Annotated in this window: 19 protein-coding genes and 3 pseudogenes; 4 read left to right on the top strand and 18 right to left on the bottom strand. The window is 62.4% G+C overall.

The features are described from left to right. Positions 1–2 precede the first annotated feature (2 nt). Both RX330_RS10990 and RX330_RS10985 read right to left on the bottom strand, forming a co-directional pair. On the bottom strand, positions 3–509 hold the full coding sequence (locus tag RX330_RS10990) for a S26 family signal peptidase (RefSeq protein ID WP_317243002.1): 507 nt from the start codon (positions 507–509) through the stop codon (positions 3–5). Continuing rightward, positions 509–973 carry a DUF2840 domain-containing protein gene (locus tag RX330_RS10985; RefSeq protein WP_317243001.1) on the bottom strand — a complete coding sequence of 155 codons (465 nt, stop codon included), beginning with the start codon at positions 971–973 and terminating at the stop codon, positions 509–511. The genes RX330_RS10990 and RX330_RS10985 overlap by 1 nt, the downstream gene beginning before the upstream one ends. A 319-nt stretch (positions 974–1292) precedes the next feature. Here RX330_RS10985 and RX330_RS10980 point away from each other — a divergent pair. After that, positions 1293–2270 (top strand): annotated as a pseudogene (locus RX330_RS10980) (IS110 family transposase). Between the two features lie 587 nt (positions 2271–2857). Here RX330_RS10980 and RX330_RS10975 read toward each other — a convergent pair. The 5 genes from RX330_RS10975 to RX330_RS10955 all read right to left on the bottom strand — a co-directional run bounded on the left by RX330_RS10975 (position 2858) and on the right by RX330_RS10955 (position 5366). Then, positions 2858–3760 carry a replication initiator protein A gene (locus tag RX330_RS10975; protein ID WP_317243000.1) on the bottom strand — a complete coding sequence of 301 codons (903 nt, stop codon included), beginning with the start codon at positions 3758–3760 and terminating at the stop codon, positions 2858–2860. 3 nt (positions 3761–3763) lie between these two features. Then, entirely contained in the window at positions 3764–4042 is a 279-nt protein-coding gene (locus RX330_RS10970) for a helix-turn-helix transcriptional regulator (RefSeq protein ID WP_317242999.1), read from the bottom strand. A gap of 124 nt (positions 4043–4166) precedes the next feature. Continuing rightward, complete coding sequence (locus tag RX330_RS10965; protein WP_317242998.1) at positions 4167–4691, bottom strand: DUF2285 domain-containing protein; 525 nt, start codon at positions 4689–4691, stop codon at positions 4167–4169. 55 nt (positions 4692–4746) lie between these two features. Then, the gene (locus RX330_RS10960; RefSeq protein ID WP_317243888.1) at positions 4747–4869 is read right to left on the bottom strand and encodes a transcriptional regulator domain-containing protein; all 123 of its coding nucleotides are present in this window, start codon (positions 4867–4869) and stop codon (positions 4747–4749) included. Positions 4870–5087: 218 nt separating this feature from the next. Beyond that, positions 5088–5366, bottom strand: a complete 279-nt coding sequence (locus RX330_RS10955) for a DNA -binding domain-containing protein (RefSeq protein WP_317242997.1) — start codon at positions 5364–5366, stop codon at positions 5088–5090. Between the two features lie 107 nt (positions 5367–5473). Here RX330_RS10955 and RX330_RS10950 point away from each other — a divergent pair, with 107 nt between their 5' ends. Continuing rightward, a complete protein-coding gene (locus RX330_RS10950) occupies positions 5474–5755 on the top strand; it encodes a helix-turn-helix domain-containing protein (protein ID WP_148778165.1) in 282 nt (93 codons plus the stop codon). 520 nt (positions 5756–6275) lie between these two features. Here the strand turns inward: RX330_RS10950 and RX330_RS10945 are convergent. Further along, entirely contained in the window at positions 6276–7091 is an 816-nt protein-coding gene (locus tag RX330_RS10945) for a ferredoxin--NADP reductase (RefSeq protein ID WP_317243887.1), read from the bottom strand. A gap of 1060 nt (positions 7092–8151) precedes the next feature. On the opposite strand from RX330_RS10945, the pseudogene RX330_RS35720 reads away from it, so the two are divergent. Beyond that, a pseudogene (locus RX330_RS35720) lies at positions 8152–8416 on the top strand (helix-turn-helix domain-containing protein). Between the two features lie 119 nt (positions 8417–8535). Here RX330_RS35720 and RX330_RS10940 read toward each other — a convergent pair. The 9 genes and pseudogenes from RX330_RS10940 to RX330_RS10900 all read right to left on the bottom strand — a co-directional run bounded on the left by RX330_RS10940 (position 8536) and on the right by RX330_RS10900 (position 21359). Beyond that, entirely contained in the window at positions 8536–8856 is a 321-nt protein-coding gene (locus RX330_RS10940) for a DUF736 domain-containing protein (RefSeq protein WP_259219296.1), read from the bottom strand. A 554-nt stretch (positions 8857–9410) separates the two neighbouring features. After that, entirely contained in the window at positions 9411–9890 is a 480-nt protein-coding gene (locus RX330_RS10935) for a hypothetical protein (RefSeq protein WP_317242995.1), read from the bottom strand. Between the two features lie 141 nt (positions 9891–10031). Continuing rightward, the gene (locus RX330_RS10930; RefSeq protein WP_317242994.1) at positions 10032–10955 is read right to left on the bottom strand and encodes a DUF2493 domain-containing protein; all 924 of its coding nucleotides are present in this window, start codon (positions 10953–10955) and stop codon (positions 10032–10034) included. A 330-nt stretch (positions 10956–11285) separates the two neighbouring features. Continuing rightward, positions 11286–12347: a toprim domain-containing protein gene (locus RX330_RS10925; RefSeq protein ID WP_317242993.1), complete on the bottom strand. Its 1062-nt coding sequence runs from the start codon at positions 12345–12347 to the stop codon at positions 11286–11288. Next, entirely contained in the window at positions 12347–16669 is a 4323-nt protein-coding gene (locus tag RX330_RS10920) for a strawberry notch-like NTP hydrolase domain-containing protein (protein WP_317242992.1), read from the bottom strand. Before RX330_RS10920 ends, RX330_RS10925 begins: the two co-directional genes overlap by 1 nt. Positions 16670–16848: 179 nt before the next feature. Then, entirely contained in the window at positions 16849–18966 is a 2118-nt protein-coding gene (locus tag RX330_RS10915) for a ParB/RepB/Spo0J family partition protein (RefSeq protein WP_317242991.1), read from the bottom strand. 106 nt (positions 18967–19072) lie between these two features. Further along, a pseudogene (locus RX330_RS10910) lies at positions 19073–20020 on the bottom strand (ArdC family protein). Positions 20021–20521: 501 nt separating this feature from the next. Next, positions 20522–20704, bottom strand: a complete 183-nt coding sequence (locus RX330_RS10905) for a hypothetical protein (protein ID WP_085398880.1) — start codon at positions 20702–20704, stop codon at positions 20522–20524. A gap of 133 nt (positions 20705–20837) precedes the next feature. Beyond that, on the bottom strand, positions 20838–21359 hold the full coding sequence (locus tag RX330_RS10900) for a thermonuclease family protein (protein WP_317243886.1): 522 nt from the start codon (positions 21357–21359) through the stop codon (positions 20838–20840). Between the two features lie 499 nt (positions 21360–21858). Between RX330_RS10900 and RX330_RS10895 the strand changes: the two genes are divergently transcribed. Further along, on the top strand, positions 21859–22128 hold the full coding sequence (locus RX330_RS10895; RefSeq protein WP_317242990.1) for a hypothetical protein: 270 nt from the start codon (positions 21859–21861) through the stop codon (positions 22126–22128). A gap of 30 nt (positions 22129–22158) precedes the next feature. On the opposite strand, the gene RX330_RS10890 is transcribed toward RX330_RS10895, so the two are convergent. Continuing rightward, a complete protein-coding gene (locus RX330_RS10890; protein ID WP_283018230.1) occupies positions 22159–22344 on the bottom strand; it encodes a DUF3606 domain-containing protein in 186 nt (61 codons plus the stop codon). Positions 22345–22361 lie beyond the last annotated feature (17 nt).

Raw genomic sequence — 22361 nt, 5'->3', positions numbered from 1 at the left:
TGTCAGTCCTCCCTGCTCCACACCGGTACCGCTTGCCCTATGACGGCCGATCTCGGGAGTGGTCCGAAATATCTGCCGTCAAAGGACACCGCCGACTGCCAGTTCATGAGAAAGACCTCGTCCTCAGCGACGACCCGGCAGCCCTGCCAGGCCGGCAACGGCCTGCCACGGCGGTCGCGCTCGCGTGCCTGACCCATTTCGATGCCGTCGACGACGATTGTGAGTCCCGTTCTGCAGACGGTTTGTCCGGGCAACGCCAGCACGCGCTTGAGCATCGGAAGACCGCTCGGCAAATAGCCGTTGAAGTCGAGGAAGCTCGCAAGCGGCTCTGGTGGCCGAACGGCCACGAGCTCAGTGATGTGCAATCGTGCGGTCCCTTGCAAACGGTAGAGGCCGATCGGCACACTTTCGGAAGCGTTCCAGATGTACGATGGTGAGGTGTCGGTGACCGGCCAAAGCGCGAGCGTTGTTGACCCACATATCGCAAGGATGATCCTTAGCCGTCCCATCAGAACACCATCCTGCGCCGGCGGAGCCACGCCTGGTGGCGCGCACGCGTATAAGGTCGTGGCGTTTCGTTGACGGAAAGACGGTTGTGGACGTGATGCCAATACTCGGGGGCTGCATCGGCTGGATCGATGCCGAGTGACTCCACGGCGTCGATCAACTGGAGAACGCGCTCGACCTTTCGCCAGCCAGCCAGTCGCAGCAGGCTTTCGCCGCCGGGGCTGACCCAAGGCACGGTCGAATACCGCTGTCCCGGCGTGATCGCGCGGAGAATGTCGATGCGAGACAGGATGGTTCCGAAGTCATTGGACGTCCAGCGCACGAACGCAAAGATGCTGCCGGGCACAAACGAGAGAATGCGCCGGTGCTGGTCAATGATCTTCTCCGATACAGGCTTGCCGAACCGGATTCGGTTCTCGATCCGCTTCTCGAGCCACAAGAGTTCAACAGTTGTGAGGTCGCTCACCTGGCCGCTCCATAGTTTTGAGGAATTTTTGACATGCCAACGGGTGCGCTGTCGCTAGCGCATCGACGTCAGAGCCTTGGTTTCGGCAGAACGGTTGTGATGAAGCGCCGATGATCGGCTTGTCTAAGCCTTGTAGCGCTCCTGCTGCTGTCAAGGATCGCAGCCGAGTGCTCCAATTCGTCAGAAGGAGTCCGAAGGATTCCAGGTTTGCCGGGGTACTGACCGGTGCCCCATCGCCGGTCGCATTGCGACGATGATGCCTCGCGACGATTCGCGAACGGAGCGCATAGTGCGTTCCGGCAGTCGGCAACCGAGGCGCATGATCGACTTCTATGCAGAGCTGAACCTGTCGCTGGAGGCGACGAACATTTGTGTGGTCGACGGCGACGGCAATGTCGCCTGAGAGGCGAAGCTGGACACCGATCCGGACGCGATCGCACTGTTGTAGGCGAAATGGGAGATTCTCAAGCGCGTCGGCCTGGAAGCGTCCTCGTTCAGCGCCCGGCTGTTCACGGCGCCTGCCGAAAAGGGGCTCCCGATGATCTGCATCGAGACCCGGCACGCCAAGGCGGCGCTGAACGCGATGCTGAACAAGACCGCCCGCAACGACGCCAAAGGCATTGCGCAGATGATGCGCACTGGCTGGTTCCGCGGGGTTCGTGTCAACTCGGAGAGCGCACAGACGTTGTGGGGACTGCTGGTCACGCGCAAAGCGATGCTCGGCAAAGTGCTGGACATGGAGAACATGATCCGCGGCCTGTTGCGACCATTCGGACTCAAGGTCGGCGAGATCTCGGTCGGCCGTTTTGATGCGCGGGTGTGCGATCTCTTGGCCGGGAAGAAGGAATTGAAGGCGATCGTCGCGCCGCTGTTGGACGCCCGCAGCGCCAAGCGGCAGCAGTTGGCAAAACTGCACCGCGTGGCGCTGTCTTTTCGCGCCGCCGTCGATGATCCGGCGCGATTCAAGAAGTCGACCAATGTCGGCGCCCGTTTCGGGCTGACGCCGCGGCGCTATCAATCCGGCCAGACCGGCTGGATTGGCAGCATCTCCAAATGCGGTGATGAGCTGACGCGAGCGTTGCTGTACGAGGCGGCGATCGCGCTCCTCACCCGCATCCCGAAAGACTTCAAACTTCGCTTGTGGGGCCTGCGGCTGGCCAGGAAGAAGGATCTGAAGCGCGCGGCGACCGCAGTGGCGCGCGCGCTCGCCGTGCTGCTGCATAGGATCTGGATCGATGGCACCACGTTCCGGTTTGGCGCCGGCGGCAAGTGCGGCCGGGTCGCTGCGGGGGGTTAAGGGCCTCCGCGACCGTGCCGCTTCCACACGCGCCTTCTCCTTCCGCCACGGCGGAGCGGCGTCTCCCGAGGGGACGGGGATGTGGGTGAGATCGCAACTTTTCTTGCCGGCGGCAAGATGCACACCTTTGAAGCCGTCAAGCCGGGGGCTGGCTAGCCTGACCGCCCATTCACCAGATTCCGGCCTGTGGTGGCCGTCGGGCCAACCACGAACGTTAGAGAGTTCTCCTCGACGAGCGAGCTCCCGCAAGGGAAAGCGACGAGCGTGATGCGGTGCTGCCGATGCTGGTGATTGCGTGATTTTGCGCGCGATCGCGCACACGCGCGGATCTTGGAGAACGGATTCGCATTGCAGGAAGGTCTTGCGCGTGACAGCGTAAGCGCATGAGGCATCCTCGCTGCACGCGCCGCCGACTTGTTCACAACGTACTGATTCACAACAAGAAGTTAGTGTCAGTATGTTAGTAAAGTTACGGGAGCAGGAAGTCTTGGCGCCGCAGAACCTTAGCTCTGATTCCGGTCCTCGATAGCACGAGCATCGCGTCCCCGATGGCACGAGGGTTCTGGTCCCCGATAGCACGAGCACATTCACAGCTTATCCCCAGCAGGAAGGACGAGGCCACGATTGCGCAGTCGCTTGCTCAACGGGCCGATTGGGACTGGTGCGAAATTCAATCGCTCTGCGCCATTCGGATGACGCGTGATGATGAGTCGATAGCCTGGCAATGTCTGACGAAGGACGATCTGACGCAGGTCGTAGGCAAAGTGTTTGAACGGCGACAGGCTCCCGGACTTCGCATGCAAGTGCACAAGATCGAAGCTCCAGCCGCCATTCTGACGGCCGCCGTGCTTGCGAACGAGGCGATAGAGCCAGCGCTCCAATCCACCGGTCAGATCGAAATAGGCCCGGTCAATCGTCAGCACGAGCGCTTCATCGAGAACGCCCGTGTAGAACCAATCGGGCAGGATCAGCTCGATTCCACGGGCATGCCCGTGCGGATCGGCTGTCTCTTTCCATTCGTTGATCCAGGAGAACCGATGCCGCCGGCGTTCGCTCGGCTGGCGGATCGATGTCATAACAGTGGTCGATTGCAGCCGGTCGAGCGCAGCCTTCAGGCGGTCGTAGTCGCGCACGCTGGTGCCGCGGCCGACGAAGGTCAGGATCTCGTAAGGGGTCGCTGCCATCAACCGGGACGTTTTCAGGCCGGCATCACGGGCTTCGAGGATCTGCGAGGCAGCCCAGATCAGAACGTCCGCGTCCCAGATCGTCGCCATGCCATGTTCCGGAACGGCTTCGACACGAATGGTGATGGTGCCTGCGCGGAAATCGATGGGAACATTGCGCTTCGATTTTGCGAGCGAAAAGAACGGATACGCCATCAGGTCTTGCGCGTCCCGTGGCGCCAGATCGCCGGGGAGGGCGCGAAACAGATCGAGTTGGTCGCGCTCTGATCGCCGTCTCCTGCTTGGAGTGGAGTTGCTGTCCGGCATGGGTCAGCGCCGCTCCTTGCCGGCATACGGGATGGGTGGGTGCCGTTTCGCAGGCAGGACCGTGCCTGTGCCGGGATCGCTGGTGGACGTTTTGGCGCCGCGGTCAACCCACGCCTTCAGGTCCTCGAGCGCATACACAACGCGACCGCCGAGCTTACGGTAGGTCGGGCCTGTCCCATACGTGCGGTGCTTTTCCAGGGTTCGGCCTGAGAGTCCGAGAAAGCGCGCCGCTTCGGGCGTGCGCAGGTATCGCGGCGGCAGGCCGGCGTTCGGATCGGGCATTTGCGAGGCTCCGTGGTCGTCTGGAGCGCGGCCGGCTCGGCCCGCGCGTCGACGGTCACGATGGCGCAGTCAGCGTGCCTAGGGGGATGCCGAAGATCGAGCGGTGATTTTCGGCACCCCTGCTCTACTCCTTGCGAGACGAAGGACGTAGCAATGCGCGATAGCCGCCGCGCATCAGAGCCAAGCCAGCCTGCACCAGGCGGATGGTCCGGCTGCGCAATTCGTGGGTTTTCCAGGCGCGCTCAGGGATGCGTTTTCGGCCGAACAGCACCTCGGCTATGACGCGATAGGAAGCACCATCCATGCGTCCATCGAGCGCTCGCAGCACCAAGACCAGTCGTTCGCGCCGCTGCGCCGAAAGCTGAAGAAGGGGAGGTCCCGGCCGGCGGCCGTTGATTGCGCGCCAGAGCCGGTGTGAGGCATGGGCGCGGATCTCGAAGTCCGCATCGAGCGGCAGTTCGGCCGCATAAGAGACACCAAACTGCGGCGCCTCTTTTAGCCAGAGATGGTGTTGTGCCCCTTGGATGCGCAATACGGCATGCCAGCCGTCAGATGCCTGTCTGATGGTGCCCGGTGAAAGGTCGGCAAGCCGTAGCCTCGCGCCGACCACTTTTGAGCCGGGCGTGCTCCGAACGAGCGGCACCACCATCGGCAACGCCTCGGGTGCCCAGAAGACAGTCTGTTGGTGAAAGGACCCCTGCGGGTCATGAGCGAAAGCAGACGCCCCATCTCCTTCGGAATTCGGGAGTCATCTGCAATCGATTTTGACGGTAGGAAGCTCGATAGTTAGGGCTGCGCCGCAGTGACTCCCAGGCGAAATCCGGCATCTCGCCAGACTTGATAGCGTGCTGATACGCCTCCGGTGAGCGCCAGTCGAACTCGGACATTGCTGTGATCCCCTGCTTTAAGTCGATTGCGGCGCAATGTCTATGAAGCTTGGGATTGTTGCGGAAGTCGCCAATTATGCATTGCGTGATGCCTGCAGGCGATCACGCGTCAGCGGAGAAATCTCTTCTCGAGTGCGAACTCACTATGAGAGATTTTGCTATTTAGGCGCGCCGGCGCGAAGCAACTCGCGGTAGCCGTGGTCTGCCATCCATTTTGCGCGGGCCAGATGACTATCAAACGCATTGCGGGCGCGCGCCGCTTCGCGATCCGGATCGATGTGCAACACGATCCGGGTCACTTCTTTCCAATCCGCGCCATCGGCTTCGGCATCAAGAAGTCGCCAATACGTCACGAGATGCTGCTCGTCATAGGTCGTCAACACCGGCTCATGCGGCGCGACATCCGCGACATTGGGATCTAACGGTGGCTTCGTCATGTAGGCTTATGCGCGCACTTCGCTAATCTGTATTGTAAGCGAAACTTACCAAAATAGTTCGGTTATAGCCAGTGGTTTGATGGTCTGCCTAATGGCTGTTTGAGCGCATGAAAGCTCGTGCGCTCGTGGCCTGGAATGTGCGCCGGATTCGCGTGGATCGCGGCATTCCGCAAGAGCAACTGGCCTACGATGCCGGGATTGACCGCTCATATATGAGCGGCCTTGAGCGGCAATCTGAGAATCCGACAATTGATCTTCTCGACCGGCTCGCCGAAACGCTGGGTGTTCATTTATCTGAGTTCTTTGTTCAGCCACCCAAGGGAGCGGCGACACCCAAGACGTTGCCTAAGGGTCGCAAGTCAGCGCGTCCACGTTCCAAGAAGCAATAGCATTGGGCGAGTTCAAGCCACGCGACAAGCGCCATGCAAGTGTTGTCTTAAAGGAGTGAAATAATCAATTCGACCAAGCCGGTCCAGCTGCAGCTTTGCTCAGTCGGCTTTTCTCCAAGAGCGAGCCCCGCCCGAGCAGTTCGGGCTGAGCGGTGGCGATCAGGGTAAGACGCGCTCTCATCCTGATTGTCGTGCCATAACCGCGCTTCCGACTGAAAATTTGAGGGCCCCTCCCCCATGGAGCACAAGGGCGGGGCTGCTCCCGCCGCCCAAAGCCAAGGAGCCACGCTGCTGGGAAACACCGCGCTACTTCGGCGTCGCTCAGAGACTCAGGAACGCTCCGATTTTCCGCCCTCGGCGCTCTTTACGACATTGCGTAAGACGATTTCAGAAAGCTGCACAAGCTGCCGTTTGAGAAATATAAACAGTTGTGAGAGACGGAGGATCTCTTGCTTGCAGCGCTCCAGCTCGCGCCGTTCGTCTGTTATTGCAGCGGCTTCATGGCGATTCTTACTTACCGTCATGGTTCATGTAGACCCCTTTTCCGAGAAGAGCTCAAAGTATTGCGTTCAGCGAACTCCTTTTCAAACACGAATTGCGCCGGCGCGCCGCGATCGCCTTCGACAAAGCCCTTCGCTGCCAATAGCTCGCGGGCATCGCGCACCAGCGCGGGGCTACCACAGATCATGACGCGGTCATGCTGCGGCTCCAGTTCCGGCAGCTCGATTTCGGTAAACAGCTTGCCTGACTCGATCAGGTCGGTGATCCGGCCGCGGTTGCAGAAGCTGTCGCGCGTCACGGTCGGATAATAGATCAGCTGGTAGCGCACGAAGTCGCCGACCAGCTCGTCGCTCGGCAGTTTTTCCGCGATCATCTCGCCATAGGCGAGCTCGGCAACGCGGCGGCAGCCATGCAGCAGTACGACATTCTCGAATCGTAGATAGGTCTCGGGATCCTTGATCACGCTCAGGAACGGCGCAAGCCCGGTGCCGGTGCTGATCAGATAGAGATTGCGCCCGTCCTCCAGGTTATCGATGACCAGCGTCCCCGTCGCCTCGCGGCTGACGATGATCTCGTCACCCTCCTTCAGATGCTGCAGACGCGAGGTTAAGGGAGCATCCGGCACTTTAATCGAGAAAAATTCCAGCCGGTCCTCGTAATGGGCGCTGGCGAGGCTGCGGGCACGCAGCAGCGGGTTCTCGTCGATCTTGAAGCCAATCCTGGTGAATTCGCCGCTGCGGAAGCAGAACGACGGATTCCGCGTCGTGGTGAAGCTGAAGAGATTGTCGGTCCAGTGATGGACGCTCAGTACGCTTTCTTGGTCGAAAATACTCATCCCACCGCTCCCGCGAAAGCAGAGCATGATCCGGACCTGCAGGACCGCGTTAGCGCAAAGTTTTCACCGATTTTCCGAAGAATCATACTACAAGCACCAGACGAGGCTCTCGATCCCGTCGGATCGATAGCTTCACGCACTCAACTGCTTTCGCCTTGGAAGATCGGCCTGTGCCCCGCCTGTAGCGATCAACCCGGCCGCTGCCAATTCACAAAGAACTCCAACCCTTTACTCGTTCAGCCCGCCGGCAGCGCCGCTCACATGAACTTTTCTCGTAGTTCACGCCACGCCGGCAGGCTGACTTGGCCAGCTCACTCCCTGCCGAGTGTTCGTGCCCACCTCGCGCAGAGGCATGGCAAATTTGGGAGCCTTTGCTTCGACAAACACGGCACGTAGCGAACGGACAATCTTGTTTCGCACGTGAGTGTGGCGTCTCGGCTTCAGATGGGTGCGTTTCGTACAAAGCCCCTGCCATCTCGCTTAGAACCAATCTGCGCGCTGTTGCACTACTGGAAAAAGCTCCCAAAGAGGATCGAAGCTGCGAGCTTCGCCGAGGTAACGGTCGCCGAACATGCTCTCTCCGAGAGCATGTGATTGCTCTGGGCTGACCGTAACAATATTGTAATGTTGATTAATGCAATGAGCCGCATGTTCACGCTTAAATCCTGCATCCGGGTGCCTTCTTCGATGGGTTTCACGCGATAGCGATCCACCTGCTTCCGAAGGGTCCCGACCGTCTATGGTTAGCGCGCCACGTGTTCGGTCCGATACAGAACGTGCTGCCTCAGCCTCCTCTTAAGCCAAAGAGGCGAAGCGGAAACAAGAGAGGTATTGGCACGGACTTCAAAGTCTGCATCGAGCGCCAGTTCCACGGAACAGAATCCTTCCCTAGCTGCGGCGCTTCTTTGAGCCAAAGGTGGCGTTGCAGTCCCTGACTGCGTACTACAGCATACCAATCGTGGGTGCCTGTCGGCTGTCCAATGCAAGGTCAGCAAGCGATAGCGCCGCGGCGTCGACATGTGAGGCAGACGCGCTCCGCACCCGGCTCGGCAAGGCTCCGATGCAGCAAGAGCAACTTGCGTACGATGCCGGCTTGACCGCTCATATATGGGTGGCCTTGAGAGGCAATCTGGGAACCCGACATTGATCTTCTCGACCGGCTGGCCGAGACGCTGGGTGTTCTTTTATCTGAAGTCGATGTTCAGCCATGCAGAGGAGCGACGACATCCAAGACTTTGCCTAACGGCCGCAAGCCAGCGAAGCCCACGTTCCAAGAAGAAATAGCACTGCTGCAAGAGCGACTTTATGGCCACGCAGATCGGTAGCGGCACCGCGCGCTCTAAAATGCGAAAATCATAAAAAATCGACTGCGCCATTGATGATTGCGGCTTTAGGTTCCAAAGGGACCCCGCCCGATCAACTCGGGCGGGGGTTAGAGCGAGCCTCACTCCCCGTTCTTGCGCGGCCGCGACCAGAGCAGGGTGTAGCCCTCGCCGCCTTCGTCATCGAACAGGTTCGCGTAGATCGGAGCGTTGAAGGACGGATCGTCGAGCTTGAGCGAGAGGTAATCACGGCCCTCGTCGGAGCGCTTCGACCAGGCCGCCCCGATCTCCGCCCTACCCACGTAGATGCGGTGGCTGGGCGCGTTCTCGTTGGAGCGATTGGCCTCAGCGACGATGCGGACGCCCTTGGCCTGCAAGCTCAGGGTGATGATCTCGCCCTGGAAATCGTTGCCGACTTTCTTGAAAGAACCGATGTTAGCCATGTCACTTCTCCTGTTGTGTTTCGAGCCCGCGACCACCGCGGCCTCGATGGCGATCTAGAGGCCGAAGACGATCGGCGGCGCACCCGCTCGCGGGCCGGAGCGCAGCGGAGGACGTCGTTGTGGCGACTTTCTTGTCTCGCGAGGAATGGGCGAAGCCCAGGGGAAGAAAGTCGCATCAACGGCGTTGCGGCTCAGACGATCGAGGCGCAGCCGGTCTTCGGCCAGATCAAGCCATCAAAGAGGCCACGTGGTCTGCGTGCTGAACCGCAATCTTGAGGAGAAGTCTGGCGAATCTCGGTTGCGCTGAACAAGAGGTCGGTACGGTTCGGCGCAGAAAGAGAAACAATCTGCCGCAAAGGGCGGTATCGGTCCCGGAAGGAATGATCGAGCGCGGCGTGCCGCTCCACCGCAGCCATGTGGGCCAGACATAGATTGGTAGGCTTGCTTAAAGCGCTCCGAGGAGAAGCTCTGTTACTTCTCACTCAAGCTCGACGACCCCTCGTTCAACGTGGCGCCCTGTGCGACCTTCGACCGATGATGGCGACGATGCCTCATCACTCTTGCGTGGCGGCTGTGAGAACTGGTTGAGGCGCATTCTCCGCCACCCCGACCGACTCCGACGGGCGGGTCTCCGCGAAAACGGTCAAGCGCGTCCACGCCGTGCCGCCGATGCAAACCGCACCTCCGCAAGCGAAGGCCTCGCGCCAAGCCAGCGAAGGCACCCCGATCTGCGAGAGGGCAAACACCACATGATAGCCAGCGATTGCCGCAGGGACCGCGAACGCGGTTGCGATCGCGACGCGCAAGGTCCGGACCCGACTAACCGCGACGGCGACCTGACCGACAGCAAGCGCCAGTGCGCCGGAGGCCAATCCGATAAGCAGCGCGCCGACGACCCCGGCACCGTCATGAAATGCCAGCATTCCGACGCTGAGTGCGACGAAAAACGGCAAAGCGTACACCGCGAGCGCAAAGATCGCCCAGCAGAATAAGCCAATGCCGAGTGTGTTGAGAACAAGCCCAAGCGCAAGCATGGTGGTGGCTCCATGTGCATAGAAGTACCGGTCGCGCCTTCCACCACCACCACGGCGCAGTTTCGGAGGTAAAATCGAAACGAGGCGGAGTTGCGGCGTGCAACTCCGGCTTGGTTGTCTCGATGTCAAGCACGACGGCGCTCACGCGCCGCCGAAGCTCCAGACGGGGATGCCGAGCCGCTTCGCCTTGTCGGCGAGGTTGTCCTGGATTCCCGTGCCCGGGAAATGCATGATGCCGATCGGCAGCAGCTCGAGGAGTGCATCGTTGCGCTTGAACGGCGCAGCCTTCGCGTGCTTCGTCCAGTCGGGCTTGAAAGCGATCTGTGGCACCTTGCGGCTCGTCGCCCATTTCGAGGCGATCAGTTCAGCGCCTTTCGGGGAGCCGCCATGGAGCAGGACCATGGCGGGGTGCTTGACATGAACCTTGTCGAGGCGATCCCAGATGAGGTTGTGGTCATTGAAGTCGAGTCCACCGGTGAGTGCGATTTTCGGCCCCGGCGGCAACATCACCTCAGTCTCGGCGCGACGCTTGGCTGCGATGAAGTCACGGGAGTCGATCATTGCTGCGGTCAGCGAGCGGTGATTGACCAATGATCCCGACCGAGGACGCCAGGACGAACCGGTGTGGACCTCAAACCGCTCGATGGCCTGATCCCGGAACAGTTCCAGGCAATTGCGGCGCTCGATCAGGGTGATGCCTTCGGCGGTGAAGCGCTCGAGTTCGACCGATCGCACTTCCGAGCCGTTCTGCTCACGCTGGCTCTTATGCTGCGCTTGCTCGTTGTCGTCGAGCTGCCGTTCGATGCGGTCGACGGCACGATGGAACAGATTGACGGTCGACCAGAGCAAATCGTCAAGGTCCGGTTCAAGCCGCGTGTCGTTGAGGGTCGCAACCAGGGCGTCGAAGATATCGGCGACAGCGCCGGTGATGATCTTGCCCTCCGGAAGCGGCCGTGGATCGGGATGGTCGTCGAAGGGACGGTAGCCGAAGAGCTGTAATTCGGTGAGGACGTGGTCGGTTGAAGAAGAGGCGTGCGGCGGTTCGATGTCGTCATGGTCGGTCATGAGAAGGGGTCCTTTGCCGGATCGGCCGCGACCATCGCGGCCTTCGTGGCGATCCTCTGACGGCAGGCGGAACGGGCCAGAACCCGAAGGGCCGAAGCGGCAGCGGAGGATGGCGGAGGCCGGCTATTTTGCTTCGCGATGCAAAGCGCGCGGCCAAACGCATGATGTGTCTTCACATCGCTGGCGCGCGGCGGAAAATAGCCGGACGCAGCCATTGCCGGCCCGGGCCGCTTGCCGTCCGATCGCCCTCTAGAAGGCCGAGGTCGCGTTCTCTTCCGGTATTGGCCTCGCCTATGACCGGCCGATACAACGTCGATCGGAGACCAGGAGCTATTCCGCGGCCACCGTCGACGAATGCAGAAAGCGAACGACATCCTCTGGCACGAGCTGAAGCCGCAATGCTGCTCGGAGTGCGTCGAGGCCGAAGACATGCAGATCTTCGTTGAAGTCGCCCAACCGGGGCGACAGCGCGATCGCTTCAATGCCGGCGTCTGCTGCGCGCTGGCTGAGAATAGCTTGCACCGCATCGCCGGCGGCATCGGCGTCGCGGGCGATGTAGAGCCGACGCAGGCTCGATGGGAGCATCATGGCTGAGAGGTGATTGGCCGAAAGCGCAGCCGCCATTGGCATGCTCGGCAGCACGTAGCGCAGCGACAGCATGGTCTCAATACCCTCGCCGGCAGCGAGCACGTCGTCCACCACGCCTAAGCGAACCGCGTTGCCGAGGAGATCGCCCATCGCGCGTCGTGGCGTATCGATCGGCGCTTTGCCGAGCCGAATGCGATCAAAGCCATCCGGATCGAGCCATGTGCGGTGCACGCCAGTGATCCGTCCTTCGAGGTCCGTGACGCAGGCGATCATCGCCGGCCAGGTCTCGGTCGGCAGGTGTTCATCGGGCCGATAATAGCAGCGCGGATGGAAACGCAGGCTGCCACCATGGTGAACGCGGGCTATTCCGCGACGCTGCAAATATGCCTCGACCACGGTCCCCTCGATCGGTTGCGAGGTAACAAAGAGCCGTCTCGCCGCCTCTTGCGATCCAGCCGGTGCTAGCGCACGAATGGATTTCAGAGCGAGTCCCGGTTCAGTACGAGGCAGCCTCAGAAAGCGCCTCGCCTCCTCGGCGACCTCGCGGAAGTCGCGCAAGCCGCAGGTTTCGCGGATGATGTCGAGGAGATCGCCATGCTCTCCTGTTGCGGCATCGGTCCACTTGCCCGCCGGCCCCTTCGGCGACTCCTTAAGTCGCACAAACAACGAGCGGCCGGCGGTGTTGTGGACGTCGCCGACCACCCAGTACCGGCCCGCCCGCTTGCCATTGGAGAGATAGTGTCGGCACACCGCCTCGGCCTCGCGCGCGAGGCGGCGTGCCAGTTCGGAAGCATCGCGGGACATCAGGCGGCCTCCCGCTCACTGATGCGCGCAACGGGATAGGTGTCGAGCACCTTCGCCAGGACCTCGAAGCCGCTTGCGTCCGTGGGCACGAACATCCGCAGCTTCCAGGAAATGATCTCTCCAAAGAGGCCGTAGGCCCGCAAGCGGTCGCGCATCGTGTCGTTGAACCCAGACAGTTCGATGCGGTATGCGCCCATTGCGCGGACGCGGCGGAGCTGGAGCCCTTCCGCAAGCTCGAGGACCGCCCGTCCCTCCATGAGCGCGGCAAAGGCGGCGTCCGGCGTCAGCGCCGGCGCGTCCGCCGCAAGGGCGTTCGCGACCCAAGTCGCCGAGACCTTGCGGCCAATGATCCGCTCGCCCGCGTCGGTCTGCAGCCGATAGACGCGGGTCGACTCGTTCGGCAGCCGCTTCCAGATCGGCAGCAGCAAGCCGGCCACGACATGGATCGTGCTTTCCGTGAACTCGGGGATCTCGGCAAGCTCCGCCAGCCAGGCCGCGGCGAAGCGTTCGCGATCCGCTTCGATCCAGTGGCTCTCCGCCATCATATTCAGGGGCATCGTATGCTGCTCCATCGGCCGGATCAGGCGGACGCGCTGCTCGATCTCGCCGTCGTCAAGCATGAAGCTCGGGGCTGAGACCTGCACCGCGGCTCGTCCCGAGCGCTCATTGATCAGCAGGGCAGTGTTGCGATCGGAGGCACGAGCAAGAGCATCATCCAGGCTCACAGGACGGTTGCGCTGGCGCTGGGTGATGGTGAGCAGCCGGGTCTCGGCGCCGATGCCCGGATGGACATAAATCGTGCGCCGGTCGGTGACGACAAAGCTCTCCGCGCGGAGCGTTTCCAGCCCGACGTCATAGGTACCTGACGCGACCGCACCCTCGATCCGTGCGGTCAAGAGCTGCTCGAAAATGGTGAACAGGATATTCTGAAGATCGATCGTGAGCGCCAGCAACCGGTTCAGGAAGGTCGTGATCGGCGGCAAGTCATCCCTGAGCCCATTGGCATCCGTGAGCTTCAGGCCGGTCGAATCCTCGAACCCCTCGAGCGGGCAGCCCTCGACCTTGCCTCGCGCGAGCAAGGTGTAGAGCTGACGCAGCGCATCGCGCCCGTACTGGCTTTCGAGATTGTCCTCGGGCCGGAACAAGCCCTGCCCTCCGGTCTGACGCTGGCCGCGCGTGATGGCGCCCAACGTATCGAGCCGGCGGGCGATGGTGCTGAGGAAGCGCTTTTCGGCCTTCACGTCGGTTGCGATCGGGCGAAACAGCGGCGGTTGCGCCTGGTTGGTCCGGTTGGTGCGGCCGAGCCCCTGGATCGCGGCATCCGCCTTCCAACCAGGCTCGAGCAAATAGTGGACCCGCAGGCGGCGATTCCGGGCCGAGAGCTCCGCATGGTAGCTCCTCCCCGTGCCGCCGGCGTCGGAGAAGACGAGGATCCGCTTGACGTCATCCATGAACGCCGACGTCTCGGCGAGGTTGGCCGAACCGGCCCGGTTTTCGACGACCATCCGGTCGCCCTTGCGAACGATGCGGCGCGAGCGCCCGGTCACCTCTGCGACCATGTCGGTGCCGAAGCGCTGGACGACCTGGTCCAGCGCACCAGGTACCGGCGGCAACGAGGCGAGCTTCTCGATGAGGCGGTCGCGGCGAGCGACGGCGTCCCGGCTCTCGACTGGTTGGCCGTCGCGATAGACAGGCCGGGAGCAGAGATTGCCTTCCTGGTCGGTGAAGAGCTCGTAAAGCTGGACCGGAAAGGAATGGGCGAGATAGTCGAGCACATACTCGCGCGGGGTGATGTCGACCCGGACGTCGCCCCACTCCTCGGTCGGGATCTCGGCGAGCCGGCGCTCCATCAGTGCCTCCCCGGTCGAGACGATCTGGATGACGGCGGCATGGCCGGCGTCAAGATCGCACTCGATCGAGCGGATCAGCGATGGCGTCTTCATCGAGGTCAGGAGGTGGCCAAAAAAGCGCTGCTTGGCACTTTCGAAGGCAGATCGCGCGGCCGATTTGGCCTGGCCGTTCAGCGTGCCGGTCTCGCCGGTGATGTTGGTGGCCCGCATTGCCGCATCGAGATTGTTATGTATGACGCTGAACGCGCCGGCGTAGGCGTCGTAGATGCGAACCTGCTCGGGCGCGAGCTGGTGCTCGATGAGCTCGTACGCGACGCCCTCGTAGGACAGCGAGCGGGCCGCGTAGAGACCGAGGGCCTTGAGGTCGCGCGCGAGCACCTCCATCGCCGCTACGCCGCCCTCCTCGATGGCCTCGACGAACTCGGCGCGGGTGGCGAACGGGAAATCGGCGCCGCCCCATAATCCCAATCGCTGGGCGTAGGCGAGATTGTGCACGGTCGTGGCGCCGGTCGCCGAGACATAGACGACGCGGGCATTCGGCAAGGCGTGCTGGAGCCGGAGCCCCGCGCGCCCCTGCTGGGAGGCCGCCTGGTCGCCGCGCTCGCCCTTCTGGCCTGCCGCGTTCTGCATCGCGTGGCTCTCGTCGAAGACGATCACTCCATCGAAGTCGGAGCCCAACCATTCGACGATCTGCCGCACGCGCGAAAGCTTCTCGCCGCGCTCATCGGTACGCAGCGTAGCGTAGGTGGTAAAAAGGATGCCTTCCGCGAGCCGGATCGGCGTGCCCTGCCGGAAACGTGAGAGCGGCGTCACGAGCAACCGCTCCATGCCGAGCGCAGACCAGTCGCGCTGCGCGTCTTCGACCAGCTTGTCGGATTTGCTGATCCAGACCGCGCGGCGGCGGCCCTTGAGCCAATTGTCGACAAGGATGCCGGCGACCTGCCGCCCCTTGCCCGCACCAGTGCCGTCACCCAAGAACCAGCCGCGCCGAAACCGCACGGCATTTTCTGCATCGCCGCGCGCGGCCGCCACAACATCAAAGGTCGCATCGACCGTCCATGAGCCCGCAAGAAACTCGGAATGCGCCTCGCCGGCATAGATGACGCTCTCAAGCTGAGCGTCCGACAGGATACCATCCGCCACGACATTGGCCGGCAGATGTGGCCGGTAAGACGGCTTCGGCGGGGCGACCGAGGCCATCGCGGCGGACTGCACGACTTTGGTCGGATGCGCATGCGCGTCCGGAAAACGGATCGCCTGCAGTGCGTATTCCTCATACAACGCGTCGGTCAGTCGAGCGCCGTCCGGAGGCGTCCAGTCGACCGTCTCGTAGTGGAGCTCAACGCCCTCGGTCGCGCCATCTTTGGAAGTGGACGACGGCCGTGGCGCAAAGGCGCTGACCGGCCGCGACGTCGTGGGGCGCCTGATGGCGTCGAGCATGACGGGGGTGGCAACGGGCAGCCTCGGGGGCACATGCTGGCTTACCCAGTCGAGCAACGTGGCGACATCGCCTGCCACGCCCAGCGATGCTGGAAAGATCTTCGGATCTGCGGCCGGCTTCTTGTCGATTACGAGCAGCCTCGTGTCCGTCTGCGTGCCGTGTTTCGCGTAAACCGCGCCATCGATGGAGGCAGAAAACACCACCCGCCCGCATTCCTGGAGGCGAACGAAGGCATCTCGCCATGCCGGATTGTCCGGCGCAAAGCTTGCGCCGGTGATAGCGACCAGACGCCCACCATCGCAAAGACGCGCCAAGGCTGAGGCGATGTGCCGGAAAGCCGCGTCCGCCATCCGTCGATCGACGTTCGCTAATGCCGAGAACGGCGGGTTCATCAAGACGACGCTCGGTACGACACCCGCATCGAGGTGATCATCGATCTGGGCGGCGTCAAACCGCGTGACTTTAAGGCTGGGAAACAGTTGATCGAGCAATGCCGCGCGGGACTCGGCCAGCTCGTTCAACACCAAGGTGCCGCCGGCGAGCTCGGCAAAGATGGCGAGCAAGCCGGTCCCCGCAGAGGGCTCCAAAACCCGGTCAGAGGGCGTGATGCCGGCCGCGGTGCATGCGGCAAGCCCCAGCGGGATTGGCGTCGAGAATTGTTGAAGGGCTTGGCTATCCTCGGAACGCCGCGTATGGGTCGGCAGACAGCGCGCGATTTTCGCGAGCATCGGCAGCATCGCGGCCGTTGACGCAGCCTTGGTCCGGATAGCCGGGCCAAACTTGCGAAGGAACAGAACGGTTGCCGCCTCGCAGACATCATAGGCGGTCTTCCAGTTCCAGACGCCAGTGGCGTCGGAAGCGCCGAAGGCAGCTTCCACGGCGCTGCGCAGCACAGCGGCATCGATGCGACGGCCGCGCTCGAGATCAACCGCGAGCTGTCGCGCGGCCCTGACGGCGGCGGAGGTGAGACTTGCAGTGGCACGCATCGAGAACGGCGCGGCGGCAGCGCCGCCGGCGAGAGATTCGGTCATGGCAGGATTTCTTTCGGAGAGCAGGAACGGGTCGAACCATCAGGCGCTCTCCTCAAGACCCGACGGCTCAAACCCTTGCCGGCCCGGCTCTCCCTCTCAGCCCTCGCCCAAAAGAATGGGGACCGGCGCGGCACACCGATCCCCAAGCAACTGTGGGACGGCGGGAGCCATCCCGTTCGTCACTCAGCCGCGTCGAGCTGTTGCGGATCATCGTCGTTCGCGTTGTCCCGATCCTCGTCCTCGGCGAGGAATTCGGGCAGCGGGCCCGGTTCACTCTCCTGCTCCCCTGACGCCGCATTGGGATCGACAAGACGCAGTGGCTCCGGCAGCCAGCCCGAACCATCGAGGAGACGCTCGGCCTCCTTGGCCATGTCGGCCTTCTTCAAGTGGTCGATCAGTTGCACGGAGGATTCACCCCTGGCTTCCCGCACCGCCTCCAGAATGCGAGGCTTGGTGACCCGGCTGAGATAGTTGTCGACGGAGGGCTTCCACCCCGCTCGAACCATGTCGAGGTCGACCGCGCGTGCCAGCACATTGGCCTGGTCAAGGCGGGTGCGGACGCCTTGGGCGGAAACGCGGCCCTGATTGTAGCGGTTGGCCGGCTCATAGACGGCGTTGACCGCAAATGAGGCGCAGTGAGCAAACAGGGATGCCTGCGCGTCGGCATCGAGGGTTGAAAGAGCATCCCAGAGATCTCTCTCCCCCTTCGGCAAACGTGCTTTCCAGGACTCATGCCGCGCCTCGACGGCCTTCGCCGACGCGCTTTCCCTCAAGCCAGGCGCTTGAGCCGGAAAGGTCGGTGTCCGAAGCCCGATCTCAAGGCAGCTCCCTGACGATGCGAACCGGTAAAACGCCGTCAGCACGAAATTGTGCAGCACCGCCTGGAACGCAATCGCGGGATTTTCTGCCAGCGCATCCCGCAATGCCAGCGTGCGATGCGCCGTCAGCTCAGCGATCAGCCGATCCGGCAGAGGTTTTGTCGCGTCCTCATCATCTTCCTCCGCGTCAGTCGCGCCGCTAGCCACGGCGATGATCGTGCGTTGGACGGAAGGACCAGCCGCCTTCCCCTCGACCGATTGTGTGTCGGCGGTCTGCCCGACATCAGGATCGTCTGCCGACAAATCATCCTCCGGCCGGACGTAACCCCGATCGACCGAGAGGCGCCCTTCGGAATCGATGCTGACGAAGACGCCGGCGCGGGCGATCTCGGCCGGATCGTAAATCATCGGCCGGTCTTCGAACGCGACCAGTGCCGTCTCGATTTCGCCGAGACGCTGATCGACCTCATCGGGCAATTCGTCGGCATCCTGGTAATCGGATTCAAGCTTGGCCTGCTCGGCGTTGAGTGCTTCGATGGTGGCCTGCTCCTCCGGGGAAAGATCGACAGGTTTGCCCTCAATTTCGCGTAGGTCCCCGGTGTGACCGTAGGGGAATTCGACGGCGACCGAAATCCACTTCCAGCCCTCCGCAGCAATGGTCTCGGCTTCGGCTTTGAGCTTTTCTGTCACGAGACGATCAAGCAAGGCAACGTCCTGGAGCCAGCCGCCATCATCGTGCTCGAACAGATCCCGCAAAACGCTGCCACCAGCCTGCTCGTAAGCATCCAGCCCAATGAACTGCACGCGGCGATCGGACGCGCGAACGGTATTTTCTGTGAGCATTCGCCGGATTTGATAGGGCTCGTCATAGCCGGATCGGCTGACATTCTCCCACACCTGCTCCTGCCTAGCGTGGTCGGCCGTGACCGAGAAGGCCATGAGTTGCTCCAGAGTCATGCCATCTTCGGCATAGATGTCATGCAGCTTTGGCGACACGGACGCCAGCCGCAGTCGTTGCTTCACGACGGCCGGCGTCACGAAATGCCGGGCCGCAATATCCTCCTCGGACATGCCGGTGGCATTCAAGGTCTGGAAGGCGCGGAACTGGTCGAGCGGATGAAGCCCTACCCGCTCGTCATTTTCTGCAAGCGAGTCGTCTTCAGCGATGCCACCCTCGCGCACGACACAAGGAACGAGTTGCGTCTTTGCCATACGCTTCTGCTTCACCAGAAGTTCCAGCGCCCGATAACGCCGGCCGCCGGCCGGCACCTCGAACATGCCGGTCTCATTGCCTTCGGCGTCCACGACCGCCCGCACATTGAGACTTTGCAGGAGCGTGCGCTGCGCGATGCTTTCGGCGAGTTGCTCGATGGAAACGCCCGCCTTCACATGCCGGACGTTGGACTGGCTGAGGACCAGTTTGTTGAACGGAATGTCTCGTGAGGGGGACAGCGTGATCTTTTGGACAGCCTTCGTCATATCGATTCTCCACGACGGGCCGCCGGGAGCCTCTCTCTCGGCCTCCAACCCGTCACGGAAACGCCCCCGCCCTCTCACTCTCATCCTGCGGCCACCGAGCAGAGCCTCACGCCGCGTGCTGGTCCTCCGGCATATCGGCAGCAGCTCCTGGGAGAAAGCCAAGCAGGTAGTCCGCGGCCTTGCTGGCCTGGGAAGCGGCCCGGATGATTGCACGATTGTCCTCGCGCAACACTTCAAGCCACGAGCCGATATAGTCGGCGTGCCGCACCGTGGGAACGATACCGAGCGAGGCGCAACCGAACGCAGAGGCGATTTCGCGACCAGCTCCTCAAAGGCGTACTTCTTGGTTCCATAGCTGCCCGACAGGTCGCGGTTGAGACGCGACGGGTGGCCGCATGGCCTGCGCCAGCTCGTGCAAGGCCGTTCGATGCCAATTGATCGGTTCGAAATAGGCTTGCGGTGGCGGCACTTGGACATAGTCGTCTGCAGGCACATAGAAGGCTCGGTTGCCCCCAATGCGGAAATCGATGCCGGTCGCCCTGATCAAGTATTCGACCAGCGGCTCGATCAGGCCTGGCGGCGGGGGCGGCACCGTTGTTGCGATCTCTCGAGGCAAGCCGTCGCATTGATCGCCGTTGAAGACCGTGAAACGCTTGAGGAACGGAATGGCCTGCGCTTCCTCACCGCTCTCGCTCGCGCGGCGTTTTTCGTCGACCGGCACAAAGCGGTCGGCATAGACGACGGTCGTGCCGCGCTCGCCCTTGCGGACGTGACCACCGAGCGACAGCGCCTGACGGAATGTAAGCCAGCTCTGACCTGTGAATGCGCGCTCAGTGGCTGCTCCCCAGAGGATTAAAATGTTTATGCCGCTGTATTGACGGCCGGACGCTGCGCTTTTCGGCATGGCCAAAGGCGCCTTCGCCGCCGCGGTGCCCCAAGGCTGCACCCACGGCACTCGGCCGGCCTCCAGCTCGGCGATGATCTTGTTGGTGATTTCGTCATAAAGGTTTGCCCGGTCCTCACCGGTGCGCGCCCGAGGATGGTGTCTGGACATCGCGGATCTCCGCGACGGGCGCCGCGAGCCTCTCTCGCAGCCTGTAACCCGTCACGGCAAAACCGCGCGACACTCTCACTCTCAGGCCTCCAAATGAGAGGATGCGGAATCTGCGGGGCGGCCTGCTTTTCGTCGATTCTGCATTGAAGTTGGTATTGAGGTGCCTAGGGCCGCAGGCCCGACCAGGCGTGCGCCAGGGGCGCATCGCCTCAAGGAAAATGGCACCCGGAGAGCGTGAGCATAGCGACCCGCAGGGGCACGCGGGTCCGAGTGCAGCGACGAGACCGGTTAAGAGGGCACCCGGGAACGGGGCAGTGATAGCGATCGCCGCAGGCGAGCCCCTTTTCCGAGTGCCCCCGGCGAGGAGCTCCGCATCCCCTTGCGCGAGGGATCGACGCCGGATGGCCGAGACGCAACGCGGCTCGGTTTACAAGAGCCCGGTGCGGCGGCAGCCGCACGCGCTCTGGCCGAGCAACTCCGCCAAAACTTGAATCAGCGGATCTAGATTTCCTCGCGCGCATTCGTCTGCGCGTCATAGATCCTGATCTGAAGCATGGGAAAGCGCCTCTTCAGTTCTTCTCCACCCGCCCTGGCGCCATCCCTGGTTGCAAATTCGGCTTTGAGCCGGCCGTCTACTTCAAGCGCGTAACCAGAGGCCGGCAATTCACGGGTGGCAGCAACCATTTCATTCCCATTGTGCAGTGAGGTGATTGGCAATGATGAGTAGCGTGAGTCGCCCAAACCGCGCCAGAGCCACCTGGCCAAGTTCGGTGATTGGCCAATGCACGTTGTGGATTGGCGCCTTGCCGGGATCGCATCAAGGATGGGCATTTGCATCATCCGAACAGGCGGACGGCTTTCCACTGGCGCGGATGCATGCACGATAGAGCCACGGCTCCACGTAACTGCCCTTCCAGAGACCCTGGCCGGCACGCTCAGCCTCGCGCTGAGCTTCGCGATATCTGCCCTTCGAGTATTGGGGCCAATCCAACGCAAGGCCGTTGCGTACAAGCCATTCCCCGACATCCCCGCCTGCGACCGAGCAGGTCGCAACCGTGCGGCCATACGGGTCGAGGCTGACTGGGACACAATTGACGGGACGGCGGGCAATGAAGGCGTCAAGGTCGTTCGCGGCCTGCGCACCGCAACGATATTGCAAGCTGTCTTCGCCGCGGCACAGCTGGCTGCTCTCCGGTGCGTCGATGCCCCAAAGCCGGATGCGCACGCCATGCATGTCCAGCGTGTCGCCGTCGATCACGCTGGCCTGTCCGACAAAATCATCGGCCAAGGCCCCGCTCGACAGAATGGCGAGAATCAATGCGACAGCGGTTCGACGCATTTCCAATGACCTTGTAGCTACCGCAAACCATGCGGACTGGATTTCGGCCAGTTATCGAATGTTGCAGCGCCGGCGGGTGCTCCGGCCGCTGGGGATCATGAAACTCCGTGCTGCCAGCCAGTGGCCCTCGAAATGAGCCCAGAACAGAATTACGTCCATCTGCCAAGCGAATTCATGAACCCTCCAGACGCCGTCTTTATATGTTGGCCGGTCGCGTTGAATGGCAGGCCGCTCAGCCGGCAAAAGCGCGTAAATTTCGTCCCAGCGCGCCCCCTTGGGATGAGGCAAAGGCGCTGCAGCGCGCTTTGCCGAACGAGGCGCTGAAGGTCGTCATGCGCGACTCGCACAAGGAAGACAAGATTGCTGCGCGGCTGGTTTTGCACAGGGCCGCGGAACACGTGGAAAAGCACCTGCCCCGACGATTTGGAATCCCTGCCCTGTGTTAGCAGCCGGAACGAATCGAGGGCCGCAAGATTCGTCCCTCGGGGAGGCGATCTTGATGCTGATGACCAAGGAGAGGCGGACGGCGATCCGCACGGTACGGGGCTGGGCGATAGCCGTGCTGCAGGAGGCAGGCGCGATCCGCGAGTGTGAGTACCACGGCTGGATACAGGACCGCGCAGATCCGCACGCCCGCGAGCGGGCGTTCGAAATCGCCCGCCAGGATCCGCCACCAGGTCTTTCGCCCGAGGCGGCCGCCGGCGCGGTGACCGAGGTCCTCGACTCGATCGGCGACACCTGCCCCGAATGCCCGCCCCTCGTCGAGTAAACGCGTTGGACAATCGGCGCGAGCAAAGACCTAGCGCGCGAGACGCTTCTCGACCCGCTTCCGGCTGTTGCCGACCTTCTTGACAGCTTTCTTGACCGCTGACGCCGACCGCCCTGTCTTCTTGGACTCGTACCCCACTTCATGTTTTTGCCCGCCGGCCACACGGGCCCGGTCCTGCTTGCGCCCGCGCGCCGTCTTCTTCTTCGCTGCCGCCATCGGCTCCTCCTGTCGGA

The sequence above is a fragment of the Bradyrhizobium sp. NDS-1 genome, assembly GCF_032918005.1.
GTDB classification, from domain to species: domain Bacteria; phylum Pseudomonadota; class Alphaproteobacteria; order Rhizobiales; family Xanthobacteraceae; genus Bradyrhizobium; species Bradyrhizobium tunisiense.
The sequence above is the reverse complement of the archived record's forward strand: the minus strand, read 5'-3'. Positions and strand labels throughout refer to the sequence as shown.